Origin of the sequence: Curtobacterium sp. NPDC086286 (assembly GCF_044746255.1) — a bacterium.
GTDB lineage: Bacteria > Actinomycetota > Actinomycetes > Actinomycetales > Microbacteriaceae > Curtobacterium.
This window is the reverse complement of sequence record NZ_JBIVBW010000007.1, coordinates 56,864-78,193: the sequence shown is the minus strand read 5'-3', so window position 1 is coordinate 78,193 and position 21,330 is coordinate 56,864. Positions and strand designations below refer to the sequence as shown.

Sequence of the window (21,330 nt, the reverse complement as noted above, 5' to 3'; positions counted from 1 at the left end):
GGGCTCCCGGGGCTGGGGGGGGTGGGGGGGGGGGGGGCCGGGGGGGGGGGGGGGGGGGCGCGGGGGCCCCCCCCCCCCCCCCCCCCGGGCCGGGGGGGGGGGGCCCCGGGGCCCCCCCCGCCTCCCGTCCGTCGTGCTGGTGGCGTCGAGATCGTTACTCGGCGTCCTCCGCAGGCGTCTGCGCGACCCCCGCCGTGAAGGCGGAGAGGTCGACGTCGTCACCGTTGGTGTCCTTGACGGTCACCTTGGAGAGGACGGTCGCGACGGCCTTGGAGCGCGCGACCTCGCCGACCATGCCCGGGATCTGCCCGTTCTGGTCGATGACCTTGATGAACTCGCCCGGCTCCATGCCGTACTGCGCAGCGGCCTGGATGAGGTACTGCGTGAGCTCTTCCTGCGAGACCTGGATCTCTTCCTTCTCGGCGATCGAGTCGAGGAGGATCTGCGAGCGGAAGGCCTTCTCGCTGGACTCGGAGACCTCCTTGCGGTGCTCGTCGTCCTCGAGGCGGTTCTCCTGCTCGAGGTGGCGGTGCACCTCGTCCTCGATGAGCTGCTCCGAGATCGGGATGTTGACGTCCTCGATGAGCTTCTCGACGAGCTTGTCGCGAGCCGCCGCGCCCTGACCGAAGGTCTTGGACTTCGCGATCTGCTCCTTGAGGTCCGCCTTGAGCTCGTCGATCGTGTCGAACTGGCTGGCGATCTGCGCGAACTCGTCGTCGGCCTCGGGGAGCTCGCGCTCCTTGACGGCGGTGACGGTCACGGCGATCTGGGCGATCTCGCCTTCGCGGTCGCCACCGACGAGCTTCGACTCGAAGGTGGTGGACTCGCCGGCGGTGAGGGACTCGAGCGCCTCGTCGATGCCCTCGAGCAGGTCGCCGGAGCCGATCTCGTAGGAGACGCCGGTGGCCGAGTCGACCTCGTCGTCGCCGATGGTGGCGGTGAGGTCGATCTGGGCGAAGTCACCCGTCGTCGCCGGGCGGTCGACCGTGACGAGCGTGCCGAAGCGGGTGCGCAGGTTCTGCAGCTCCTCTTCGATCTCGTCGGCCGAGACCTCGACCGCGTCGACGGTGAGCTCGTACTTGTCGTACTCCGGCAGGTCGAACTCGGGACGGACGTCCACCTCGAAGGTGAGGACGAGGTCGCCCGTGAAGTCCTTGACGTTCGGGAGCTCGGCGACGTCGGCCTCGGCACGACCGAGGATGCGCAGCTCCTGCTCCTCCACCGCCTGGCGGTAGAAGTTGTCGATGGCGTCGCCGACGGCGTGGTTCAGGACCTCGCCGCGGCCGACGCGCTGGTCGACGATCGCCGGCGGGACCTTGCCCTTGCGGAAGCCGGGGATGTTGATCTGCTCGGCGATGTGCTTGTACGCGTGGTCGATGCTCGGCTTGAGATCTTCCGGCGTCACGTTCACGGTGAGCTTGACGCGGGTGTCGCTCACCTTGTCGACGGTGCTGGTGGCCAAGGGATGTTCTCCTGTTGGTTGACGTTCGTGTGGTCCTGGTCGGGGCGACAGGATTTGAACCTGCGACCTCCCGCTCCCAAAGCGGGCGCTCTACCAAGCTGAGCTACGCCCCGTTTGACTGGGCCAGGGGTGTCCGCGCACGCCGGAAGGGCGCATGCGACGCCGATGAGTCTAGCGGTCCCCGGGCGCGCGGTTCCCGGCAGGTTCGGAGCCGTCGTCGGCGGCGCGTCGCAGGTCCGTCCGCCACCGCACGCCGACGACGACCTGCACGCCGAGCGCGGCCACCGCGAGCAGGATGCCGGCGACGATGCGCCACGCGTGCAAGAGCGCATGCGCGGGCTGGGTCTGCGGGTCCCCGAACAGCTCCGGCCGCAACGAGAGGACGATCGCGGCGAGGACGACCAACACGTAGGAGAGCACGCGCGAGCGCTTGATCCGCCGGGCGTCCCGGTCGCTCGGCGGGAGCACGACCCGGGACGACACGGTACGTGGTGACATGTCGGTGCTCGTTCGTCCGCTACGATGGTCGGGCTGCGCCTGGTGCGCAGGCGCGGGGATGTAGCTCAATGGTAGAGCCCCAGTCTTCCAAACTGGCCACGCGGGTTCGATTCCCGTCATCCCCTCCACTCCTCGCTCTCGGCCCTTCCGGGCCGTCGATCGGTGTGCGGTGAACCGAATACAAGGAAGTGTTTGCAACGAACTGTTTGCAAACATTTCTTTGCGGTGTACGGTCGAGCCATGACCGACGAGACCCGCATCCTCGAAGTCGCCGCCCTCAAGGCACTGGCGCACCCGCTCCGGGCGCGCCTGCTCGACCTGCTCTCCCAGAACGGCCCCTCGACCGCGACGTCGCTCGGCGCGAAGCTGGGCGAGTCGAGCGGCTCGACGAGCTACCACCTCCGGCAGCTCGAGCGCCACGGGTTCGTCCACGAGCTCCCCGACCGCGGCAATGCCCGCGAGCGCTGGTGGGAACGCACCGCCGGTCGGATCAGCATCGGCAGCCCCGACGAGGGCCCGGCCTCCCCCGCGCAGCAGACGGCGACGCAGCTCGCGAGCCTCGCCGTGATGGACGCCGAGAACGACCTGGTGCGCGAGTGGACCACCCGTGACCCCGACACCGTCCCGGCCGACTGGCGTGGCGTCTCGGGGTCGTCGACCTACGTCGCGCTCACTCCCGACGAGTACGGCGCGATGTGGCGGGAGTTCGAGGCCGTCATCGAGCGGTACCGCGCCATCCGGGGGCAGGCGGCCGATCTGCCCGAGGGCGTCCGTCGCGTGTTCGCCCAGGTCCGCAGCGTCCCGATCATCGACGAGGAGCCGACACCGTGACCACCTACCAGCCCCGCACACTCCCGGTCCCGCCGATCTCGCCGGTCGAGGTCCTGACCAACCGACTCGGCACCGCGCTCGTCCGCTGGAGCCTCCGGCACGCCGAACGCCGTGCCCTCCGAGCCGTCACGGCCCGCGAACGCGCTCTCCGTCGCGCGCTCGGTGGGCAGGCCCCGGCGATCACGAGCACGACGACCGACCTGGTCGCGGCCGAGCTCCGTCGGCGCTGGTGACCCGGCCGGCACGACCACCGTCCGCGGACCTCAGGGACCTGCGAGCTCGAGGGTGATCGCCGGTTCGTCGCCCAGCTCGACACCCGCGCGGCGACGTTCCGCGGCCCGGAGGGGCACGAGGTACCCGCCGTCCTTCGGGAAGAGCGAGGTCGTCCAGGTCACCGACCCGATCGTCACGCGGGCGGGGATCACGCCCCAGCCGTAGGTGAGCATCGGAGCGAGGTCGTGGATCACCTCGGCGGCATCCGGAGGCACGACGGCGTAGAAGAACGGCGCCGGACCGCGCCACTCGATGATCTCGCCGCTGAACTGGAGCTCCACGTCGCGATCGTACGGCGCGCCGCACGCGGACGGGCGGGTTCGGCCGCGTTCGTGACCGTTCCGGTTCACGATCCCCGGGTTCCGCGAACCAGGACGGTCAACGCGCACGCGCGCATCCTGCTCCAGCGACGGGAGGCGAGGGACGGGACGGACGCGCCCCGCGCCTCCTGGACCCTGCCGAGGAGACGCGGGGCGCGAGCCGCCGCACCGGACGCGACGTCAGTGGTACGTCGCGGCCTGCCCGTAGAGCACCTGCGTCATCGACGACACGTACGACGAGACGTCACCGTCCGGCAGGTTGTACGTCATGAAGACGCCGTAGCCGTCGGCCTTCGTGCGCTGTGCGAGCGACACCGCGGTGGACTGCGCCGTGTTCTGGATGTCGACCGCGGCGGCGGACAGCTTCGCCTTCCCGAGCCCCGGGATCGACGGCGCCGAGTAGGTGCCGTAGTACGGGTTCCAGGCGTAGTCGAGCTTCGAGCCGATGGTGCTGCTCGACGACGAGAGCGACGAGGACGCCGGGCCGATGTCGTAGAACGAGATGAGCTTGCCGGGCATCTGGGCACGGAGCGCGGTGATGAGCCAGCCGATCGACTGCTGGTTCGGCTGCGGCGTGCCGTTCGTGCCGTAGTCGGAGTACTCGTCGTCGAGGTCGACCCCGTCGAGGCCGTACTTCGTGACCGTGGCGGTGACCTGGGACGCGAAGTCCGCGGCGGCTGCCTGGGTCGGGAAGTTGGCGATCCCGGCGCCCTGGTGGTTGCCGAGGATCGACAGCGAGACCTTGATGCCCTTGGCCTGCAGCGGCTTGATCTGCGTCGCCGCGGCGTCGAGCGTCGCCTGCACCTTGTCGTTGTTGTACAGGACGGCCTTCGAGCCGTTCCAGTTGATGTTCGCGGCGAAGATGATCGCCACGTCGAACGTGTTCGCCCCGTTCGCCAGCTGGTAGCGGCCGACGTTCGCGAGCTGGTCGTTGTTGACCTCGACGTACGCGATGCTCGTGGGCCCGGACTTCGTCGCGCTGGTCGCAGACGCGGTCGCTCGCGCCGGGTCAGCCGAAGCCGCGGACGGCACGAGTGGTGCCGCCACCATCGCGGCGATGGCCGCCACGATGCCGAACTTGATCGTCTTCTTCATCACATTCCTCCTTGAATGGGTCGGTCGTTCAGTTGTGTGGGAAGCGGAAGGTGCGGACCTCGTAGGCGTCGACGGCGAACGTGGTCGCGTCCGTCCGGGTCAGCGGCTCCTCGAGCAAGGTGACCTCCGCCCCCGCACCGAACGGGCCGTCGACCACGAGCCCGCCGGTCCCCCGCTGCCCGGACGGCTCGTACACCCGCACGACCAGGTCGCCGGACCGGTCGTCGGCGAGCTTGACGCTCGACAGCACGACGTCCCCGGAGACCTGCACGAGCGGGTCGAACCCGTGCCCACCGGTGGTCACCCGTGCAGCGGCGTTCATGACCACGCCGGCCGCCGTCGCCCCGAGCTGGTCGGTGCCGATGACGATCCCGTACCGGTGCGTCTGCACGCCCTGGTCGGTCTCGGGGTCGGGGAACCGCGGTGCCCGCAGCAGCGAGAGCCGCACGGTGGTGGTCACGTGCCCGTCGACGGCGTCGCGCGTGGTGTCGAACCCGTGGATCGAGTCGTTCACGAGGGCGACGCCGAAGCCCGGCTCGGACACGAGCACGTAGCGGTGCATCGAGGTCTCGAACTTCGCGGCCTCCCACGAGGTGTTCGTGTGCGTCACCCGCTTCTGCGCCCCGAACTGCGTCTCGGCGACGGTGTGCTCGGCGCGGACGTCGAGCGGGAACGCGACCTTGAGGAACTTCTCGGTCTCGTGCCAGTCGGTCGTCTGGTCGAACTCGAGGGTGCGGGAGTCCGGCGCGAGCACGAGCTCCTGCCGGACCGTCGAGTCGCCGAACGCCCGCTCGACGACGACGCGCGCGACACCGTCCGCGTCGACCGAACCGTGCAGCCCGGTGACCGACACGAGGTCCTCGACCCGGTTCCGGTAGTACCGGTCGACGTCCCACGCGTCCCACATGTTCGGGAAGTCCTGGTGCAGCTGCAGCAGGTTCGCCGCCTGCCCCGGAGCGATCGCCTCACGCCCGGTCGCCCGGTCGACGGCGCTCGTCACGAGCCCCTGCGCGTCGACGACGACCCGGACGAGGTCGTTGGCGAGCACGTACCCGCCGTCCTCCTCGGTCAGTGCCACGGCGGTCGGCTCCGGCACGTCGGTCGCCAGGACCGCGCCCTGCGCGGGTGCGCCGGCCTGGAGGAACGGGGCCGGGTTCACGACGACGGCCGCGTCCCCGGTACCGGCGAGCGCCGACAGCGCCTGGTCGATGATCGCGGTCAGGGCGCGGTCCGTCTCGGCGTACTTCGCGACCGCTTCGCGGTGCACCCACGCGATCGAGGTCCCCGGCAGGATGTCGTGGAACTGCTGGAGCAGGACCTGCTGCCAGAGCGCGTCGAGCTCGTCGTACGGGTACTCGAACTCGGTCCGGGCCGCGGCGGTCGTGGCCCAGAGCTCGGCCTCGATGAGGAGCTGCTCGGAGCGGCGGTTGCCCTGCTTCGTGCCGTGCTGGCTGGTCAGGGTCGCACGGTGCAGCTCGAGGTAGAGCTCCCCCACCCACACCGGCGGGTCGGGCAGTTCGGACTTCGCCCGGTCGAAGAACGTGTCCGGGTGCTCCCAGCGGACCTTCGCGCTCCCCTCGAGGTCGGCGAGGCGCTTCGCCGTGCCGGTCATCTCGCGGGTCGTGCCACCGCCGCCGTCGCCCCAGCCGACCGGCGCGATCGACCCCGAGGCGAGCCGGTTCTCGCGGAACTGCCGGGAGGCCTTCGCGACCTCGCTGCCGGACAGCCGCGAGTTGTACGTGTCCATCGACGGGAAGTGCGAGAACACCCGCGACCCGTCGATGCCCTCCCAGAGGAAGGTGTGGTGCGGGAACTTGTTCACCTGGTTCCACGAGATCTTCTGCGTGAAGAACCACTCGAAGCCCGCGCGACGCATGAGCTGCGGCAGGGCCGGGGAGTACCCGAAGCTGTCCGGCAGCCAGACCCCCTTCGGCCGGATCCCGAACTCGCGCTCGAAGAACCGCTGCCCCTGCGAGAACTGGCGGACGATGCTCTCGCCCGTCGGCATCACGGTGTCGGACTCGACCCACATGCCGCCGATCGGCAGGAAGCGTCCGGCCGCGACGGCGGCCTTGACCCGGGCGTAGACCTCGGGCCGGTGCTCCTTGATCCACGCGTACTGCTGCGCACTCGACATGCCGTACAGGAAGTCGTCGGTCTGGTCGATGAGCTCGGTCATCGTCGAGGTGGTGCGGGCGACCTTGCGGATCGTCTCGCGGACCGGCCAGAGCCAGGCGGAGTCGATGTGCGCGTGCCCGACGGCGGAGATCGTGTGGGCGGAGGCCTCGGCGGGCGCGGCGAGGACGTCCGCGAGGGCCGCTCGGGCCTCGGGGGCGGTCGCGGCGATGTGCTGCAGGTCGAGCCGGTCGAGGGCGTCGTCGAGCGCCTGCAGGATCCGCATCCGCCGCGGCCCCTCCGGGAGCTCGGCCTGCAGTTCGAGCAGGACGTCGATGTCGAGCGCGAGTTCGTGCACCTCGGACTCGAAGACGGCGAGGTCCATCCGGCGACTCGTGTAGAGGCGCGTCGACGACGAGGTCTGGACGTCGCCCTCCTGCGTCGGGAGGAAGGGGTGGTAGTCGAGCAGGACGGGGTTCGACGCCGCCTCGACGAAGAGCTCGACGGTCTCGCCGCCGACGGCCTCCTCCGCGACGAGCACCCACTGGTTCCGGGGGTTGATCGACTTCACGGGCGTGCCGTCCGCGCGGTAGACGAGTCCCTCGCACTGGAACCCCGGCATGTTCTTGTCGAAGCCGAGGTCGACGACGGCCTCCACACGGCGGCCGGCCCACTCGTCCGGCACGGTCCCGGTCAGCCGGAACCACGTCGTCCCCCATGCTGCACCCCACGTCGTGCCCACCTCGTACGGCGTGAACTCGAGCGCGAGCCCGGCCGCGGGCGGGATCGGCTCCCCCGGCAGCTCGTGCCACGCGGTCTCGAGCGGCGTCGCGGTGGCGTGCACCGCCGGCAGGATGCGTTCGTCGAGGACGCGTCGCGCCCGGCCGGTGGTGAGGGGGATGTCGTCGTGCATGGGGACCTTCCTGTCGTGCGGTGGTGCTGGACGTGCGGGTGTGCGGGGTGTGCGGCTCAGGCCATCGTGGCCGGGTGGGCCACCGACAGGAGCTCGGTGGCGGTGTCCTCGGGGACGTCGACGCACCGGGTGATGCCCCGGGCGGCGAGCAGCGCGTGGTCGTCGACCCGCGAACGCAGGACCACCTGGGGGCCGCGTCCGTCCGGGGCCGTCGAGGCGAGGTCGAGCCAGGCGGCGGCGAACCGGCCTCCCGGCGCGCAGTCGGCCCGGAGCCCGCCACGTTCGGCGCCGTCCGCGAGCACGTCGTCCAGCACGAGTGCGGTGGCCGGCGGCCCGGACACGGCACCGGTCGTGTCGGCCCGGCCCCGGGTTCCGTGCTCGCGGGCGAGGGCGGCGAAGGCCTCCCCCGCCGGCTTCAGCCGACCGTCGTTCGTGAAGAGGCCGAGGTCGTACTCGAGCTCCGGGAAGTCCGCGAGCGACCGCGAGACGTCGTGCGAGCACCACCACGTGACGCCGAGCACGTGCTGCGCGTCGAGCACGTGCCGGATCGTCTGCTCGGTGAACGCGGCGGCGTCGGCGGGGTCGACCACGTTCGTCGGGGCGCCCACCTCCTGCAGCCAGTTCGGGCGCTCCGGGTCGCGGTTCCACGCGCTCGCGAGCTGCAGCAGGTACTCGCCGTGGCGGACCGAGCCGGCCCCGAGTGCGCCGTGCAGGGTCGCCGAGCCGTTGAACACCCACGAGTGCGTGACGGTCGCGTCGCCGTGGTCGGCCGCGTGTTCGGGGCCGAACGGCTGGGCGTCGTCGTACCAGGCCGCGTCGTACTGCGCGACGGTGACCAGGGGCCGTGGACGCGACCCGGTGCCGGGGCGGGCGGGCGGTACCGAGCCGAGCCGCGCCTCCAGGCCGACCGGACTCGACAGCCCCGCCCGCGCCGCTGCGACCATCGCTGCCGCCCACGCGTGCCCCTGCTCCGCCGTGATGTCGTGCGGCGTCGGGTGCGGCGCGTGCGCGAACTGGTTCACCTCGTTGCCGATGGTGATCCCGAGCAGGTTCGGCTTGTCGGCGACGGACGCGGCGAGCGCCTCGACGTAGGCCGCCGTCGACGCGACCACGTCCGGGTCGGTGAACATGTTCCGGCGGTGCCAGCTCTCGAGCCACGAGGGCACGAAGTCGAAGCTCGACAGGTGCCCCTGCAGCGCGTCGACGTTGACGTCGAGCCCGAACGAGCCCGCGATGTCGACGACCGTCGCGACGTCCCGGAGCGCCGACTGCCGGATGAGCGTCCGGTTCGGCTGCACGACCGGCCAGAGCGGGAAGATCCGCACGTGGTCCGCGCCGAGCGACGCGATCTGCTCCATGTCCCGCGCCGTGTCCGACGGCGAGAAGTCGAGCCACGAGTGGAACCAGCCGACCGAGGGGGTGTGGTTGACGCCGAAGCGCATCAGCCCTTCACCCCGCCCTCTTCGACGCCCTTGAAGAAGAACCGCTGCAGGATCGCGAAGATCACCGCGATCGGGATGAACGCGATCATCGTGCCGGCCGCGATCATGCGCTGGTCGGTCGCGAACGTGCCCTGCAGGTACTGCAGCCCGACGGTCAGCGTCAGCTTGTCCGGCGACTGCAGCACGATGAGCGGCCAGAGGAAGTCGTCCCACGCGCCGATGAACGAGAAGATCGCGATGACGGCGATGGTCCCCTGCACGGCGGGCAGCGAGATGTACCGGAGCCGCTGCAGGGCGTTCGCGCCGTCCATCACGGCTGCTTGGTCGATCTCCTCGGGGATCTGCCGGAACGCGTTGAACATGAGCAGGACGTTGAGCGCCGCGATCATGCCGGGCAGGGCGACGCCGACGAGGGAGTCGGCGAGGCCGAGGTCCTTCACGGTGACGAACTGGGAGATGATCGTCGCCTCGCCCGGGAGCACCAGGGTGGCCAGGAAGAGCCCGAGCACGGCCTTGCGGAAGCGCCACTGCAGCCGGGCGAGCGCGAAGCCCGCGAGGGTCGCGAACACGATGTTGCCGAGCACGTCGATCGCGGCGACGACGAGGGAGTTGCCGATGTACCCGAACACGGGGATCGCCTCGCCCACCCGCAGGTAGTTGCCGAAGGTCGGCTGCGTCGGGATGAAGGACGGGTTCGCCGTGTAGATGTCCTCCCCCGTGCCCTTGAGCGAGGTCGACAGCTGCCAGAGGAACGGCCCGATCGTGATGAAGAGGACCACGACGAGCAGGACGTAGCGGAGCACCTTCTCGCGGGTGGACATGACGCCCCACGCGGCGCGGCGCCGCTTGCGTCCGTTGCGTCCGTTCGGCCGGGAGGCGCGGCTCCCGTCGGTCGCGCCGGTCACGTCCGGCGCGGGTGCGGCCGCGCCGGCGGCGCCCCCGAGGACGGGTTCGGTGGTCGAGGTCGTGTTGGTCACTTGTCCGCCTTGCTGTTCATCCGGGCGAGGGCGAGCATCGGGATGAGCGTCACGACGAAGAGCAGGAGGCTCAGGGCGGACGCGTAGCCGAGGTTGCCGGTGAAGCCGCGGGCGTACTGCTGGATGAGCATGACGAGCGAGTTGTCCTGCCCGCCCGGTCCGCCGGTGCCGTTGGTGAGGATGTAGAGCTCGCTGAACACCCGGAGCGCGCTCACGCACACGAGGATGCCGACGAGGGTCATGGTCCCCCGGACGCCGGGCATGGTCACGGACCAGAACCGGCGGACGGAGCCGGCGCCGTCGAGGGCCGCGGCTTCGTGCAGGTCCTTGCCGACGTTCCCGAGGGCCGCCAGGAAGATGATCATGTAGTACCCGAGGCCCTTCCAGACCGTCAGGCTGATCGCGCTGAAGACGAGCAGCCACCGGTCGGTGAGGAACGGGATGGAGCTCTGCACGATCCCGAGGGACTGCGCCATCTCGTTGATGACCCCGCGGTCGTCGAGGATCCAGTTCCAGATGAGCCCGACGACGACGGCGCTGGCGATCACCGGCGTGTAGTACGCGGTCCGGAAGAACGCGATGCCGGGGAGCTTCCGCTCGACGAGCACCGCCATGAGCAGGGGGAGCACCGTCAGCAGCGGCAGGCACACCGCCATGTAGATGACGCTGTTGAGGAGCGCCTCCCACACCTGCGGGTCGGCGAGCAGCGTCTCGAAGTTCTTGAGGCCCACCCACTGGCTCACGCCCCCGAGCGGGCTGGCGTTCGTGAACGACAGCCGGACGGTGTTGATCGACGGCCAGAGACTGAACGCGAGCAACCAGACGAGCGCCGGCAGGACGAGCAGCCAGGGCGTGAACCAGCGGTTGGCGCGCATCAGCTGTTCGCCAGCAGGCTGTTCATCTTGGTCTGCGCGGTCTGCAGCGCCTTTTCGGGCGTCGTGCCGCCCTTCATCGCCAGCGCGATCTGCTGGTCGAGGAAGTCGGTCATCGCCGAGTTCGCCTCGACCGGGTTGAGGTTCTTCGCCGTCTTCAGGGCGTCGTTGGCGAGCACGCGGGCCTTGGCCTCGACGGTGCCGTCGTCCTTCGAGAAGTACGGGTCGGACTGCGACGAGGTGGTCGACGGGAAGATGTTGACCAGGTGCGCGAAGGCCTCCTGGTTCTTCGCGTTCGTCATGAAGGCGGCGAGCGCCTCGGCCGTGGCGATGTGCTTGCTCTTCGCGCTGACGCTGAGGCCCTGCACGTAGAGCGGCGGGTTGTCGAGGGCCGACGACACGACGATGTTGCCCTTGAGCGACGGGTTGTTCTTCTCGAAGTCGCTGATCGCGGTGGCGCCACCGGTGGTCCAGGCGACCTTGCCCTGCGTGAACAGGGTGGAGTTGCCGAGGTAGTCGGTGTTCAGGACGGACGAGGGCATCAGGCCCTCCTTGTAGGCCTTCGCGTACTTCGCGATGAGATCGGCCGCCTTCGACGAGTTCGCGAAGGTGAACTTCGTGCCCTGGTCGTTGATGATCTTGACGCCGGCGAGCGAGAAGTCCGACAGGCCGGGCTTGCGGCTCATCAGGTAGTCGTCCGGGCACTTCTGGTGCATGGTCTCGGCCTGCGCGAAGAGCTCGTCCGTCGTCTTCGGCGGGTTGGCCGGGTCGAGGCCGCACTGCTCGAACATCGTCTTGTTCCAGTAGTCGACGTCCGTGTTGAGGTACCACGGGTAGCCGAAGGTGCCGTCGACGCCCTTGTAGTTGTACGCGGCGAGCGCGCCCTCGACGTAGGTGCTCGAGAGCTTCGAGTCGTCCTTCGCGACGTCCTGCAGGAAGCCGCGCTTGGCGAGGGGCAGGGCGATGTCCGGCGGCAGGTTGATCACGTCGGGCAGGGAGTTCGACGACGCCTGGCTGAGGACCTTGTCGGCGTAGCCGTCGCCGGGCTGGTCGACGAGCTTCACCTTCGCGTCCGGGTACTTCGCCTCGAAGTCCTTGATCACGCCGTTGAGGTAGTCCGTGTAGGTCGGGGTCAGCGCCCAGGTCTGCAGGGTGATCGATCCGTCGACCTTGCCGCTCCCGCCGCCGCTGCCGGCGCTGCTGCCGCTCGAGCAGGCGGTCAGCGCGAGGGCCGTGACGGCCGCTCCGGCGAGGATCGCGAGGGCGCGTCCCGTCGTCCTGCGTGTGGTGTTCTTCATCGCTCGTGACTCCTTCGTCGTGGTGCGCGTCGTGCTGAACCGGTTCAGTCCCCGTCACCGATCCGTGTGAATGGAGCGATGATTTCCGACTAAAGCGTTATAGTCAACCCCGTGGCCCAGAACCGTCGCACGACGATCGCCGACATCGCCGCACGAGCCGGCGTGTCCATCAGCGCGGTCTCGTTCGCGCTCAACGACCGCCCCGGCGTGTCCGACGAGACCCGAGCGCGGGTGCAGGCCATCGCCCGCGAACTCGACTGGCAGCCGCACACCGCCGCACGCGCCCTGGGTGGTGCGAAGGCCGGGTCGATCGGCTTCGTGCTGAACCGGCCGGCCCGGACGCTCGGCACCGAGTCGTTCTTCGGCGACCTCATCTCGGGGATCCAGCTCGGGCTGGCCGGCAGTCACGTCGGCATGAACCTCCTCGTCGCGCGGGACGCCGCCGAGGAGCTCCAGACCTACCGGGACTGGTGGCGCGGACACCGGGTCGACGGCGTGATCGTGATCGACCCCCGCCGCGACGACGACCGGCTCACGCTGCTCACCGAGCTCGGGATGCCCACCGTCGTCGTCGGGTCGCACCCCTCGGCCGAGCCCGCGGCGCCGACGGTCTGGATCGACGACTCCGACGCGACCGACACCGTGCTGCGGTACCTGCACGCGCTCGGACACCGGCGGATCGCGCACGTGGCCGGACGACCGGAGTTCGAGCACACGGCGATGCGGATCGACCGCCTCCGCGAATTCACCGCGGCCGAGGGGCTCGAGGACGCCGTGTCGATCCCGACCGACTACTCCGCCGAGGCCGGGGCGAGCGCGACCAGGGCCCTGCTCTCGCGGAGCGTCCGCCCCACCGCGATCGTGTACGACAACGACGTGCTCGCGGTCGCCGGGCTGGGCGTGGCGAGCGAGATGGGCGTGCGCGTGCCGGGTGACGTCTCGATCGTGTCGTTCGACGACTCGGCGATGGTCCGGCTCGTGCGGCCGTCGATCACCTCGCTCACGCGTGACACGGTCGAGCTCGGGCAGCGGGCGGCGACGCTCCTGCGCGAGCAGATCGACGCCGGCTCGCCGCTGCCGTCGCGCCCGGGGCCGTCGCTGACGCTCAGCGTGCGCGAGTCGACCGGCCGCGTGCGCCCCTAACCCCTCCGCCCCGCCGGCCCCGTCGACACGCCGATCTCGGGCGCCTCGTGCGCACGGGCAGCGCGGCCGACTTGACGCCGGTTCGAACACACGTTCGAATACTCTCGTGGGACGGCGTCGCGAGAACCGGTGGCAGCCCCCGGAACACCCGGAGGTCGAGCGTCCGCGCGCCTACTCCCTCTCCGAGGACGCCCGCGGTCCGGACGCCTGCCACGCCGTCACCCCCGTGCCGGTCTGGGCGTGGATCCAATTCCCCACGTTCCACGTCCGCGTGAAGGCCTTCGCGAAGAGCTGGACCCGCGACGCTGTCCTCGTCGAGTGGGCGCAGTTCGGGCAGCAGGCGAACGCGTGGGTGTGGCGGTCCGCGGTGAAGCACCGCACCCTGCGTGCCGACGCGGCGCGGCGCAGTCCGCAGAACGCACCACGTTGACTTCCCCCGACATCGCGAGGATCGTTTACGGAACACCGGTACAGCAAGTAACTCACTGATCGAGACATTCGGTCCGAGTGCTGACGCTGGGAGGAGGCACCATGAAGAAGAGCGAGGTGCCGTCCTGGGTCGCCCACGTGCTCACCCCGCCCGAGGTCATCGCGGCCTACGTCGAACGACGGGTCAACGACCCGGCGTTGCTGACGGGTGAACACACGGAACCCACGTACGCGGACTTCCTGCGCGACGAGTAGACGGTCTTTCCGGAGGCGCGGCACACGTTCCGGACTCACGGAACGGGATCCGCGCCTCCCGTTCGACCGCCCCGACCACGACGCGCGGACAGCGTCACGCCCACGCTCGCGGCGGTGACGCACGCGAGGGCGACGACCTCGAGCAGCGCGAGCGCTTCGTGCAGGATCAGCAGGCCCGCGAGGGCCGCGATCGCCGGCCCGAGGCTCTGCAGGACCCCGAAGACACGGGTCGGCATCCGCCGGAGCGCGAGCATCTCGAGCGCGTAGGGCAGGACGCTCGACAGCACGGCGACGCCGCCGAACACGAGGAGGAGCACCGGTTCACGGACGACCCCGTCGACCGCCGACCGGAGCCCGAACGGCAGCGACACGAGCATCGCGACGAGCATCGACACGGCGAGCCCGTCCACGCCGGGGATCGCGGCGCCCACGTGCCGGTTCATGACGATGTAGCCCGCCCAGCACACCGCGGCGAGGACGGCGAACACGACACCGCCGACCGCGGTCACCGCCGCCGGACCGACCCCGAGCAGCACGACCCCGGCGAGCGCCAGTACCGCCCAGAGCACGTCGCGCCACCGTCGGGTGTGCACGAGGGAGAGGGCGAGCGGGCCGAGGAACTCGATCGTCACCGCGACCCCGATCGGGATGCTCGCGAACGCCACGTAGATGAAGACGTTCATGCCGCCGAGCGCCAGCCCGAGGCCGATCGCACCGAGCCACTGCTGCCGGGTCCAGTGCCGGACGCGCGGCCGGACCACGAGCGCGAGGACGACGGCCCCGATGACGAGCCGCAGTGTGGCGGCACCGACCGAGCCGACCTCGTCGAACCGGGTCTTCGCGATCGCGGCGCCGAGCTGCACGGACACCATCGCCGCGAGGGCGAGGAGCGGCGCCGGGACGCGGTTCACCGGTGCGCCGTCACCCGAGGTAGGCGAGCACGGCGAGGACCCGACGGTGGTCCTCGCCCGTGTCCTCGAGCGCGAGCTTGCCGAAGATGCTCGAGACGTGCTTCTCGACCGCGCCGGTGCCGATCACGAGCGCGCGGGCGATCGCGGCGTTGGTGCGGCCCTCGGCCATCAGCCCGAGGACGTCCCGCTCGCGCGGCGTGAGCGCTGCGAGCGGATCACGGCGGCGGCTCATGAGCTGGGTGACGACCTCGGGGTCGAGGACGGTGCCGCCGGCGGCGATGCGGCGGACGGCGTCGTCGATCTCCTCGAGCCGGGTGACGCGGTCCTTGAGCAGGTAGCCGATGCCGGTCGCGCCCGCCGCGAGAACGTCCTCGGCGTAGGTGGCCTCGACGTACTGGGACAGCAGGAGCACGCCGGTGCGCGGAGCCCGGCGCCGGGTCTCGACCGCGGCGCGGACGCCCTCGTCGGTGAAGGTCGGCGGCATCCGCACGTCCATCACCACGACGTCGGGCGCACCGTCGGGGAGCGTGGCGAGGAAGGAGTCGGCGTCGGCGTACTGCCCGATGACGTCGATGCCCGCTTCGTCGAGCACGCGCGAGAGTCCTTCGCGCAGGAGCACGGCGTCGTCGACGACGACGGCCCGGATGCGTGCTGCATCCGGGCCGTCGCTCATGCCGACCAGCCTAGTGGGAGCGCGGACGCTCCCGGGGGCTCACGAGCGCGTCGTGGGCACGCCGTTCAGGGCGCCGAGCGGGATCCGTGCCGTCGCCTCGGTCGGACCGCCCTCGGGGCTCGAGACCGTCAGCTCGCCGTCGAGGGCGCGCATCCGACCCATCAGCCCCTCGATGCCGTGCCCCTCCTGCGGGCGGGCCCCACCGCGGCCGTCGTCGGTGACGCTGACCGTGAGGTACCAGAGTCCGGAAGCGTCGACCACGAGTCCGAGGTACACCCCGGCGGTCGAGGCACCGGCGTGCTTCGTGGTGTTCGTCAGCAGCTCGCTCACCGTGAAGTACACGTTGCGCTGGATCTCGGTCGCGAGCTCGAGCCCGTCGGGCAGGCGGACGTCCAGGCCGACGGGGATCGGGGTCCGGGCGACGAGGGCCTCGAGCGCGGCGACGAGCCCGCGGTCGAGCAGGATGGGCGGTGCGAACCCGCGGGAGAGTGCACGCAGTTCGTCGAGGGCGTCCTGGGCGTGTGTCGATGCCTCACCGATGAGCTGCTTCGCCTTCGCCGGGTCCTTGTCGAAGGCACGCTCGGCCGCGGACAGGTCCATGCGCAGGCGGACGAGTCGCTGCTGCGGGCCGTCGTGCAGGTCGCGCTCGATCTGGCGGAGTGCCTGGCCCTCGGCGGTGACGGCGCCGGCACGGGAGGCCTGGAGCCCGGCGACCCGACGCTCGAGCTGCTCCGCACGGAACCCGCCGAGCAGACCGAAGTCGATCCAGAAGTGCGCGATCACGGAACCGCGGGCCCACAGCGGGAAGAGCACCACCGAGGCGGCCATCGACAGGAGTCCGAGGAATCCGAAGCCCACGACGGACGTCATGTCCCACCCGAAGTACTGCGCGCTCATGCCGTTCACGAACGCGACCCCGGCGAGCCCGATCGGCCAGAGGAAGCCGGCGAGGAGCAGTGCCCCGGCGCCCACCGTGCAGAGCGCCGCGATCGGGTACACGACCGCCGCGTGCAGCAGGTACAGCCAGTAGTGCGGGTTGGCGACGGCCGAGCCCGTGCGCGTCCACCAGTTCTGCTGCCACCGGGGCGTCCAGTCGACCGGTCGGATCGGGCGGTTGTCGGCCCACCCGATGCGGAGCTTCTCGAACTGTCCGAGCCACCGCGCGACGAACAGCGCGATGAAGAACATCAGCAGGACGAACGGGTTGAAGAGGTCGCGGAAGCCGCCGCCGAAGATCGCCGCGGGGAACGCGGCGTAGAGCGTGCAGAGCAGCACCGCCGTCAGGGCCATGTAGCCGAAGTCGCGCGGCAGGCGCTTCCACGCCTCGCGGTAGAACGCGCCGGCGGTCATGCCCGTGCCCGATCCGGACCCGCCGGGCGCGGTCGGGTGTGCCGGCGGGACGCTCGGGCCCTGGCCGCTCGCGGGCGGCGTCGACGACCACGTCGGGGGCGTCTGGTTCGGCTGTGCGGGCATCGGTTCGGTGGCTCCTGGCGGGACGGAGTCGTGCAGCGGGACGGTCTCGGCCTGGTCGAGGCGGGCGGTGTCGGTCATGACACCAAGCCTCGCGATCACCGGCTCGATCCCCCATCCTGCCCCCTCCCGAACCGGAGGTGGGGTTATCCCCCGCACCGGCGTACCGTGTGGCCATGGGGAACACCACGGGGGTCCGGGTCGCGTCGGCGGCCGCCATTGTCGCAGCGCTCGTCTTCGGTGCCGAGGGGCTCGGCGACGCGTGGGGGGTCCTTGCCTTCGGCCCACCGGCGTTGCGGCTCGCCGGAACGGTCGTCGCCGGTGTCTGCGGAGCGGTCGTGCTCGTCGCCGCCCTGCGTTCCCGGGACCGCCGCGCCGTCGCGTTCGGGGTCGCCGTGCTCGCGTTCGCCCTGGCCTGGGCCGTCCCCGGGCCGATCGGCGACGGGCTGTACTGGATCGCCCGGGCGGCGCTCGTGGCGTTCGGCGTGCTGACCGTCCGTGGTCTGCGCGGACCGCAGCGCGTGCTCGGCTGGGTCGTGACGATCGCCGCGGCGCTGTGGTTCGTCGTGTCCGTCCTGACACAGACGGTCCCGCCGCCCTCCACCGCGCAGGAGGTCCTCGCCGTCGTGTACGCGGTCCCCGGCGTACTGCAGGCGGTCGCGTTCCTCGCGGCGGCCGTCCTCGTCGCCGTGCCCCTGCTCCGCCTGGTCGGTACCGGTGCGGGGTCGCTCTGGTCCTCCGCCGAGGTCCGCTGACCCGGACCGGTCCCCCGCTCAGACCAGACCCGCGGCGACCTCCGGCGTCTCCACCGGGATCGTCCACGGCTCCGACGTCATGCCGCCGCCGGCCCGGATCGACAGCACGGAGCCGTCGGCGTCGCGGCGGTACGTCACGTCCTCGTCGATCGACCCGAACCGGTTGCCGTGGGTCATCCGGAGCGTGTCCGCGTCGACGACCTCGAGCCGCGTCGGGGTGACGAGCGGCTCGGGTGCGGACGGGTCGACCTCGACGAGCCGGTCACCGATCCGGGCGATGTCGCTCACACCCCAGGGGTTCGCGAAGCGGCCGGTGAACGTGCTCGTGTCGACATCGGCCGGCACCGGGGTGCCCGGGGCGTCCGCGTCGGCCGCTGCGTCGAGGAACTGCACGATGGCGGTGGCGATGAGCGTCGCGGGGCCGGCCGCCGCGCTCGTCAGCACGGAGACGACGAGCCCGGACGCGGGGTCGAACAGCGACTGCGTGATGTGCCCGGGGAACCCGCCGGAGTGGCCGCGGACCTCTCGCCCGCCGATCCGGTCGACGATGAACCCGGCGCCGTACCCGCGTGCTGCCGGGTCCTCCGTGGCGCTCCACGCCTTCCGCTGGGCGAGCCGCTTCGAGTGGTCGTCGAGCAGGGTGCCGTGGCCGATGACGTGCTGCGAGAAGTACCGGACGAGGTCGGACGCCGTGCCGTGGAACCCCGTCGCCGCAGCCATCGCTCGCGTGTCGACGTGGTCGAGGCGGTGCCGGGTGCGCGCGGTGTAGAACCCGGAGTAGCCGACCACGAAGTCGCCCGCGCGGGCGGGGTCCCAGTCGGGACCGGTGTTCCGCAGCCCCAACGGCTCGGTGATCGACTCGCGGACGAAGTCGCCGTAGGACTGCCCGGAGACCGCCGCGATGACAAGTCCGAGCAGCGAGTACCCGAGGTTCGAGTAGTTGAACGACGAGCCTGCGGGGACCTTCTGGCCCCGGTCGAGGACGAGCGCGAGGAGCTCCTGTTCGTCCGGGAAGGGGCGCAGCTGCGACCAGTAGTCGCCGTCGTGGCCGTCCCGGATGACCCCGGCGCCCATCTCCATGAGCTCGCGGAGGGTCGCGTCGGCGAGGGGCGAGCCGCCGTCGACGAGTGCGGGGACGTACGTGCCGACCGTGTCGTCGAGCCGGAGTGAGCCCCGCTCGGCGAGCTGCAGGAGCGCGGTCGCGGTGAAGGTCTTCGAGTGCGAGGCGATGCGGAACAGGTCCGTCGTCCTGAGGCGCCGGCCGGCCTCGACGTCGGCGTAGCCCCAGGCCTCGTCGAGGAGGACCTCGTCGTCGTAGCCGATCGCGACCTGCACGCCGGGGATCCGGAGTTGCCACACCTTGTACGCGATCCACTCGCGGACGTAGGGCAGGACGGTCTCGTACGCAGCGCGATTCGACATGCCCTCCACCCTCGCATGTGCCACGCTGGCGGGCATGCGACACACACCGCACTTCCTGATGACCGACGTCGACGAGGTGCGACGCCTCATCGGGGGCAACCCGTGGGCGACGATCGTCTCGCACACCGAGGCCGGGCTGGTCGCGTCGCACTACCCGTTCCTGCTCGAGACGCCCGCACCGGGCGGCGCTACCGACCCCGACCCCGACGAGCTCGTCCTGGTGTCGCACGTCGGCCGCCCGGACGAGGTGGCCCACGAACTCGGACGCCACGAGGTGCTCGTCGTGTTCCAGGGCCCGCACGGCTACGTCTCGCCCGCCTGGTACCCGCCGGAGCAGTTCGTGCCGACCTGGAACCACGTGACGGCGCACTGCTGGGGCACGCCGGAGATCCTGTCCGACGAGGAGAACTTCCGCGTCCTCGGCGAACTCGTCGACCACTTCGAGCGGGCGATGCCCGAGCCGGTCTCCCTCGAGGTCGACGAGGAGACGGCACGCCGGATGGCGAAGGGCACCGTCGGGATCCGCATCCGGGTCACCCGGTTCGACGCCCGCGCGAAGCTCTCGCAGAACAAGGCACCGGAGGTGGTGGACCGGATCGTCGCGGGGCTGCGCGGCGACGGTCCGTACGCCTCGCCGGCACTCGCCGACGAGATGGAGCGCGCCCACGCGGCACGCGCGGCGGCCCAGGAGGCGCGGTGAACGAGGTCCTGCTCCGCACCGTCCGACGGGTGGGCACGTCCGGCGCCCCGTCCGACGTCCGGATCGTCGACGGGCTGGTCACCGCGATCGCGCCGGCCGGCACGCTCGACCCCACGGACGCCGACACCGATGTCGTCGAGACGGCCGGCGCCTGGCTCGGTCCCGGTCTCGTCGACCACCACGTGCACTTCGACCAGTGGGCCCTCGTCCGCCGTCGCGTCGACGTGTCGGCCTGCGACTCGGCGGAGGCGACCGCCGACCTGCTGGCGGAGGTGGCACGCACCGGTGTGGCGGACCGCGTCCTGATCGGCCACGGCTACCGCGACGGGATGTGGCCCCGCCCTGCACGACGTGCGCTGCTCGACCGGATCGAGCCGCGCCTCCCGATCGTCGTCATCAGCGGTGACCTGCACGCCGTCTGGTGCAACGCCGCCGCGCTGGAGCACTTCTCCGGCATCGTCGGCCGCCCGCTCGTCGCCGGCGACGACGGGGTGCTCCGCGAGCAGGACGCGTTCGACGTGACCGGCGCGCTCTCCCGCGTGCCGGACGAGGTGCTCGACGGCTTCGTCGCCGACGCCGTCGAGGCGGCCGCCGCCCGCGGCGTGACTCGGGTGACCGACCTCGAGATGACGTTCGGACTCGACCGGTGGACCCGCCGTGTGCAGGCCGGCACGGACGGCCTCCGCGTCGACTCGGGGGTCTACCCGGCCGACCTCGACGCCGCGATCCGTCGGGGACTCCGCACCGGCGACGTCGTCGACGGCACCCGCGGACTCGTCCGGACGGGCCCGTTCAAGGTGATCACCGACGGCTCGCTCGGCACCCGGACGGCGGCGACGGCCTCCGGCGACGGCGTGCTCGTGTGGTCGTTCGAGGACCTCGTGGCGATGGTCCGTCGGGCGGTCGATGTCGGGCTCGTCCCCGCGGTGCACGCGATCGGCGACCGGGCGAACACCCTCGCGCTCGACGTCTTCGAGGCCGTCGGCGCACGCGGCACGATCGAGCACGCGCAGTTGCTGGCGGACACCGACCTCGAGCGGTTCGCACGGCTCGGGGTGGCCGCGTCGGTGCAGCCCGAGCACGCGATGGACGACCGCGACATCGCCGACCGCTACTGGGCCGGGATGACCGAGCGGGCGTTCCCGTTCGCGTCCCTCGACCGTGCCGGAGCCCGGCTGCTGCTCGGCTCGGACGCGCCGGTCGCGCCGCTCGACCCGTGGGTGTCGATGGCCGCGGCCGTCGGACGCGACCGGGACGGCCGCGAGCCGTGGCACCCGGCCGAACGCCTCGGCGTGCGGACGGCCTGGCGCGGGTCGACAGGAGGTGGTCGGGTCGGGGTGGCCGTCGGCGACGTCGCGGACCTCGTACTGCTCGAGGCGGATCCGCTCGCGGCGACCGGGTCCGGGCCGCTCCGGCGAGCACGGGTGCTGGCGACCGCGATCGCCGGACGGTTCACGTACCGGGACGTCTGACCGG

21 protein-coding genes and 2 tRNA genes are annotated in these 21,330 nt (G+C 71.2%); 9 read left to right on the top strand and 14 right to left on the bottom strand.

Annotation, left to right across the window (positions count from 1 at the left end):
• Window positions 1-154 precede the first annotated feature (154 nt).
• The 3 genes from tig to ACIPKM_RS13730 form a co-directional block, all read right to left on the bottom strand.
• Window positions 155-1,462, bottom strand: coding sequence for a trigger factor (gene tig, locus ACIPKM_RS13740; protein WP_402736934.1), 1,308 nt, complete (start codon window positions 1,460-1,462; stop codon window positions 155-157).
• Between the two features lie 36 nt (window positions 1,463-1,498).
• Window positions 1,499-1,575, bottom strand: a tRNA-Pro gene (locus ACIPKM_RS13735).
• A 58-nt stretch (window positions 1,576-1,633) separates the two neighbouring features.
• A complete protein-coding gene (locus ACIPKM_RS13730) occupies window positions 1,634-1,960 on the bottom strand; it encodes a hypothetical protein (protein WP_139199163.1) in 327 nt (108 codons plus the stop codon).
• Between the two features lie 54 nt (window positions 1,961-2,014).
• On the opposite strand from ACIPKM_RS13730, the gene ACIPKM_RS13725 reads away from it, so the two are divergent.
• From ACIPKM_RS13725 to ACIPKM_RS13715, 3 genes are all read left to right on the top strand, one after another.
• A tRNA-Gly gene (locus tag ACIPKM_RS13725) sits at window positions 2,015-2,088 on the top strand.
• A 112-nt stretch (window positions 2,089-2,200) separates the two neighbouring features.
• Window positions 2,201-2,791, top strand: a complete 591-nt coding sequence (locus tag ACIPKM_RS13720; RefSeq protein WP_402736933.1) for an ArsR/SmtB family transcription factor — start codon at window positions 2,201-2,203, stop codon at window positions 2,789-2,791.
• Complete coding sequence (locus tag ACIPKM_RS13715; protein WP_402736932.1) at window positions 2,788-3,024, top strand: hypothetical protein; 237 nt, start codon at window positions 2,788-2,790, stop codon at window positions 3,022-3,024. Before ACIPKM_RS13720 ends, ACIPKM_RS13715 begins: the two co-directional genes overlap by 4 nt.
• Window positions 3,025-3,054: 30 nt before the next feature.
• Here the strand turns inward: ACIPKM_RS13715 and ACIPKM_RS13710 are convergent, their stop codons facing one another.
• The 7 genes from ACIPKM_RS13710 to ACIPKM_RS13680 form a co-directional block, all read right to left on the bottom strand.
• On the bottom strand, window positions 3,055-3,345 hold the full coding sequence (locus ACIPKM_RS13710) for a DUF1905 domain-containing protein (RefSeq protein WP_402736931.1): 291 nt from the start codon (window positions 3,343-3,345) through the stop codon (window positions 3,055-3,057).
• A 219-nt stretch (window positions 3,346-3,564) separates the two neighbouring features.
• Complete coding sequence (locus ACIPKM_RS13705; RefSeq protein ID WP_402736930.1) at window positions 3,565-4,479, bottom strand: endo-beta-N-acetylglucosaminidase H; 915 nt, start codon at window positions 4,477-4,479, stop codon at window positions 3,565-3,567.
• Between the two features lie 28 nt (window positions 4,480-4,507).
• Window positions 4,508-7,507, bottom strand: coding sequence for an alpha-mannosidase (locus ACIPKM_RS13700; protein ID WP_402736929.1), 3,000 nt, complete (start codon window positions 7,505-7,507; stop codon window positions 4,508-4,510).
• Window positions 7,508-7,563: 56 nt separating this feature from the next.
• Window positions 7,564-8,949, bottom strand: coding sequence for a glycosyl hydrolase (locus ACIPKM_RS13695; RefSeq protein WP_402736928.1), 1,386 nt, complete (start codon window positions 8,947-8,949; stop codon window positions 7,564-7,566).
• Entirely contained in the window at window positions 8,949-9,926 is a 978-nt protein-coding gene (locus ACIPKM_RS13690; protein ID WP_402736927.1) for a carbohydrate ABC transporter permease, read from the bottom strand. Before ACIPKM_RS13690 ends, ACIPKM_RS13695 begins: the two co-directional genes overlap by 1 nt.
• Entirely contained in the window at window positions 9,923-10,801 is an 879-nt protein-coding gene (locus ACIPKM_RS13685) for a carbohydrate ABC transporter permease (protein WP_070416584.1), read from the bottom strand. Before ACIPKM_RS13685 ends, ACIPKM_RS13690 begins: the two co-directional genes overlap by 4 nt.
• The gene (locus tag ACIPKM_RS13680; RefSeq protein WP_402736926.1) at window positions 10,801-12,096 is read right to left on the bottom strand and encodes an ABC transporter substrate-binding protein; all 1,296 of its coding nucleotides are present in this window, start codon (window positions 12,094-12,096) and stop codon (window positions 10,801-10,803) included. Before ACIPKM_RS13680 ends, ACIPKM_RS13685 begins: the two co-directional genes overlap by 1 nt.
• A 111-nt stretch (window positions 12,097-12,207) precedes the next feature.
• Here ACIPKM_RS13680 and ACIPKM_RS13675 point away from each other — a divergent pair, with 111 nt between their 5' ends.
• From ACIPKM_RS13675 to ACIPKM_RS13665, 3 genes are all read left to right on the top strand, one after another.
• A complete protein-coding gene (locus tag ACIPKM_RS13675) occupies window positions 12,208-13,239 on the top strand; it encodes a LacI family DNA-binding transcriptional regulator (protein ID WP_402736925.1) in 1,032 nt (343 codons plus the stop codon).
• Window positions 13,240-13,345: 106 nt separating this feature from the next.
• Window positions 13,346-13,669, top strand: coding sequence for a hypothetical protein (locus tag ACIPKM_RS13670; protein WP_402736924.1), 324 nt, complete (start codon window positions 13,346-13,348; stop codon window positions 13,667-13,669).
• A gap of 101 nt (window positions 13,670-13,770) precedes the next feature.
• Window positions 13,771-13,923 carry a hypothetical protein gene (locus ACIPKM_RS13665; protein ID WP_156794738.1) on the top strand — a complete coding sequence of 51 codons (153 nt, stop codon included), beginning with the start codon at window positions 13,771-13,773 and terminating at the stop codon, window positions 13,921-13,923.
• 35 nt (window positions 13,924-13,958) lie between these two features.
• Here the strand turns inward: ACIPKM_RS13665 and ACIPKM_RS13660 are convergent, their stop codons facing one another.
• Genes ACIPKM_RS13660 through ACIPKM_RS13650 form a run of 3 tightly spaced genes read right to left on the bottom strand, consistent with a single transcriptional unit; the run spans window position 13,959 to window position 17,058 of the window.
• Window positions 13,959-14,834 (bottom strand): EamA family transporter, encoded by an 876-nt coding sequence (locus tag ACIPKM_RS13660; RefSeq protein WP_402736923.1) that lies wholly within the window; start codon window positions 14,832-14,834, stop codon window positions 13,959-13,961.
• Between the two features lie 10 nt (window positions 14,835-14,844).
• A complete protein-coding gene (locus ACIPKM_RS13655) occupies window positions 14,845-15,507 on the bottom strand; it encodes a response regulator transcription factor (RefSeq protein ID WP_070416588.1) in 663 nt (220 codons plus the stop codon).
• 39 nt (window positions 15,508-15,546) lie between these two features.
• The gene (locus tag ACIPKM_RS13650) at window positions 15,547-17,058 is read right to left on the bottom strand and encodes a sensor histidine kinase (protein ID WP_071295898.1); all 1,512 of its coding nucleotides are present in this window, start codon (window positions 17,056-17,058) and stop codon (window positions 15,547-15,549) included.
• A 95-nt stretch (window positions 17,059-17,153) separates the two neighbouring features.
• Here ACIPKM_RS13650 and ACIPKM_RS13645 point away from each other — a divergent pair, with 95 nt between their 5' ends.
• Entirely contained in the window at window positions 17,154-17,732 is a 579-nt protein-coding gene (locus ACIPKM_RS13645) for a hypothetical protein (protein ID WP_071295899.1), read from the top strand.
• An 18-nt stretch (window positions 17,733-17,750) separates the two neighbouring features.
• Here the strand turns inward: ACIPKM_RS13645 and ACIPKM_RS13640 are convergent, their stop codons facing one another.
• On the bottom strand, window positions 17,751-19,154 hold the full coding sequence (locus tag ACIPKM_RS13640) for a serine hydrolase domain-containing protein (RefSeq protein WP_402736922.1): 1,404 nt from the start codon (window positions 19,152-19,154) through the stop codon (window positions 17,751-17,753).
• Between the two features lie 34 nt (window positions 19,155-19,188).
• Between ACIPKM_RS13640 and ACIPKM_RS13635 the strand changes: the two genes are divergently transcribed.
• The gene (locus ACIPKM_RS13635) at window positions 19,189-19,854 is read left to right on the top strand and encodes an FMN-binding negative transcriptional regulator (RefSeq protein WP_402736921.1); all 666 of its coding nucleotides are present in this window, start codon (window positions 19,189-19,191) and stop codon (window positions 19,852-19,854) included.
• A complete protein-coding gene (locus ACIPKM_RS13630) occupies window positions 19,851-21,326 on the top strand; it encodes an amidohydrolase (RefSeq protein WP_402736920.1) in 1,476 nt (491 codons plus the stop codon). The genes ACIPKM_RS13635 and ACIPKM_RS13630 overlap by 4 nt, the downstream gene beginning before the upstream one ends.
• The last annotated feature ends 4 nt before the right edge of the window (window positions 21,327-21,330 follow it).

Bases quoted from the DNA above. Each gene is read 5' to 3' on its own strand.
- ACIPKM_RS13650 (WP_071295898.1), bottom strand. From the start codon at position 17,058: ATGACCGACACCGCCCGCCTCGACCAGGCCGAGACCGTCCCGCTGCAC.
- ACIPKM_RS13645 (WP_071295899.1), top strand. From the start codon at position 17,154: ATGGGGAACACCACGGGGGTCCGGGTCGCGTCGGCGGCCGCCATTGTC.
- ACIPKM_RS13720 (WP_402736933.1), top strand. From the start codon at position 2,201: ATGACCGACGAGACCCGCATCCTCGAAGTCGCCGCCCTCAAGGCACTG.
- ACIPKM_RS13655 (WP_070416588.1), bottom strand. From the start codon at position 15,507: ATGAGCGACGGCCCGGATGCAGCACGCATCCGGGCCGTCGTCGTCGAC.
- ACIPKM_RS13730 (WP_139199163.1), bottom strand. From the start codon at position 1,960: ATGTCACCACGTACCGTGTCGTCCCGGGTCGTGCTCCCGCCGAGCGAC.
- ACIPKM_RS13695 (WP_402736928.1), bottom strand. From the start codon at position 8,949: ATGCGCTTCGGCGTCAACCACACCCCCTCGGTCGGCTGGTTCCACTCG.
- ACIPKM_RS13700 (WP_402736929.1), bottom strand. From the start codon at position 7,507: ATGCACGACGACATCCCCCTCACCACCGGCCGGGCGCGACGCGTCCTC.
- ACIPKM_RS13705 (WP_402736930.1), bottom strand. From the start codon at position 4,479: ATGAAGAAGACGATCAAGTTCGGCATCGTGGCGGCCATCGCCGCGATG.
- ACIPKM_RS13680 (WP_402736926.1), bottom strand. From the start codon at position 12,096: ATGAAGAACACCACACGCAGGACGACGGGACGCGCCCTCGCGATCCTC.
- ACIPKM_RS13685 (WP_070416584.1), bottom strand. From the start codon at position 10,801: ATGCGCGCCAACCGCTGGTTCACGCCCTGGCTGCTCGTCCTGCCGGCG.
- ACIPKM_RS13665 (WP_156794738.1), top strand. From the start codon at position 13,771: ATGAAGAAGAGCGAGGTGCCGTCCTGGGTCGCCCACGTGCTCACCCCG.
- ACIPKM_RS13640 (WP_402736922.1), bottom strand. From the start codon at position 19,154: ATGTCGAATCGCGCTGCGTACGAGACCGTCCTGCCCTACGTCCGCGAG.
- ACIPKM_RS13635 (WP_402736921.1), top strand. From the start codon at position 19,189: ATGCGACACACACCGCACTTCCTGATGACCGACGTCGACGAGGTGCGA.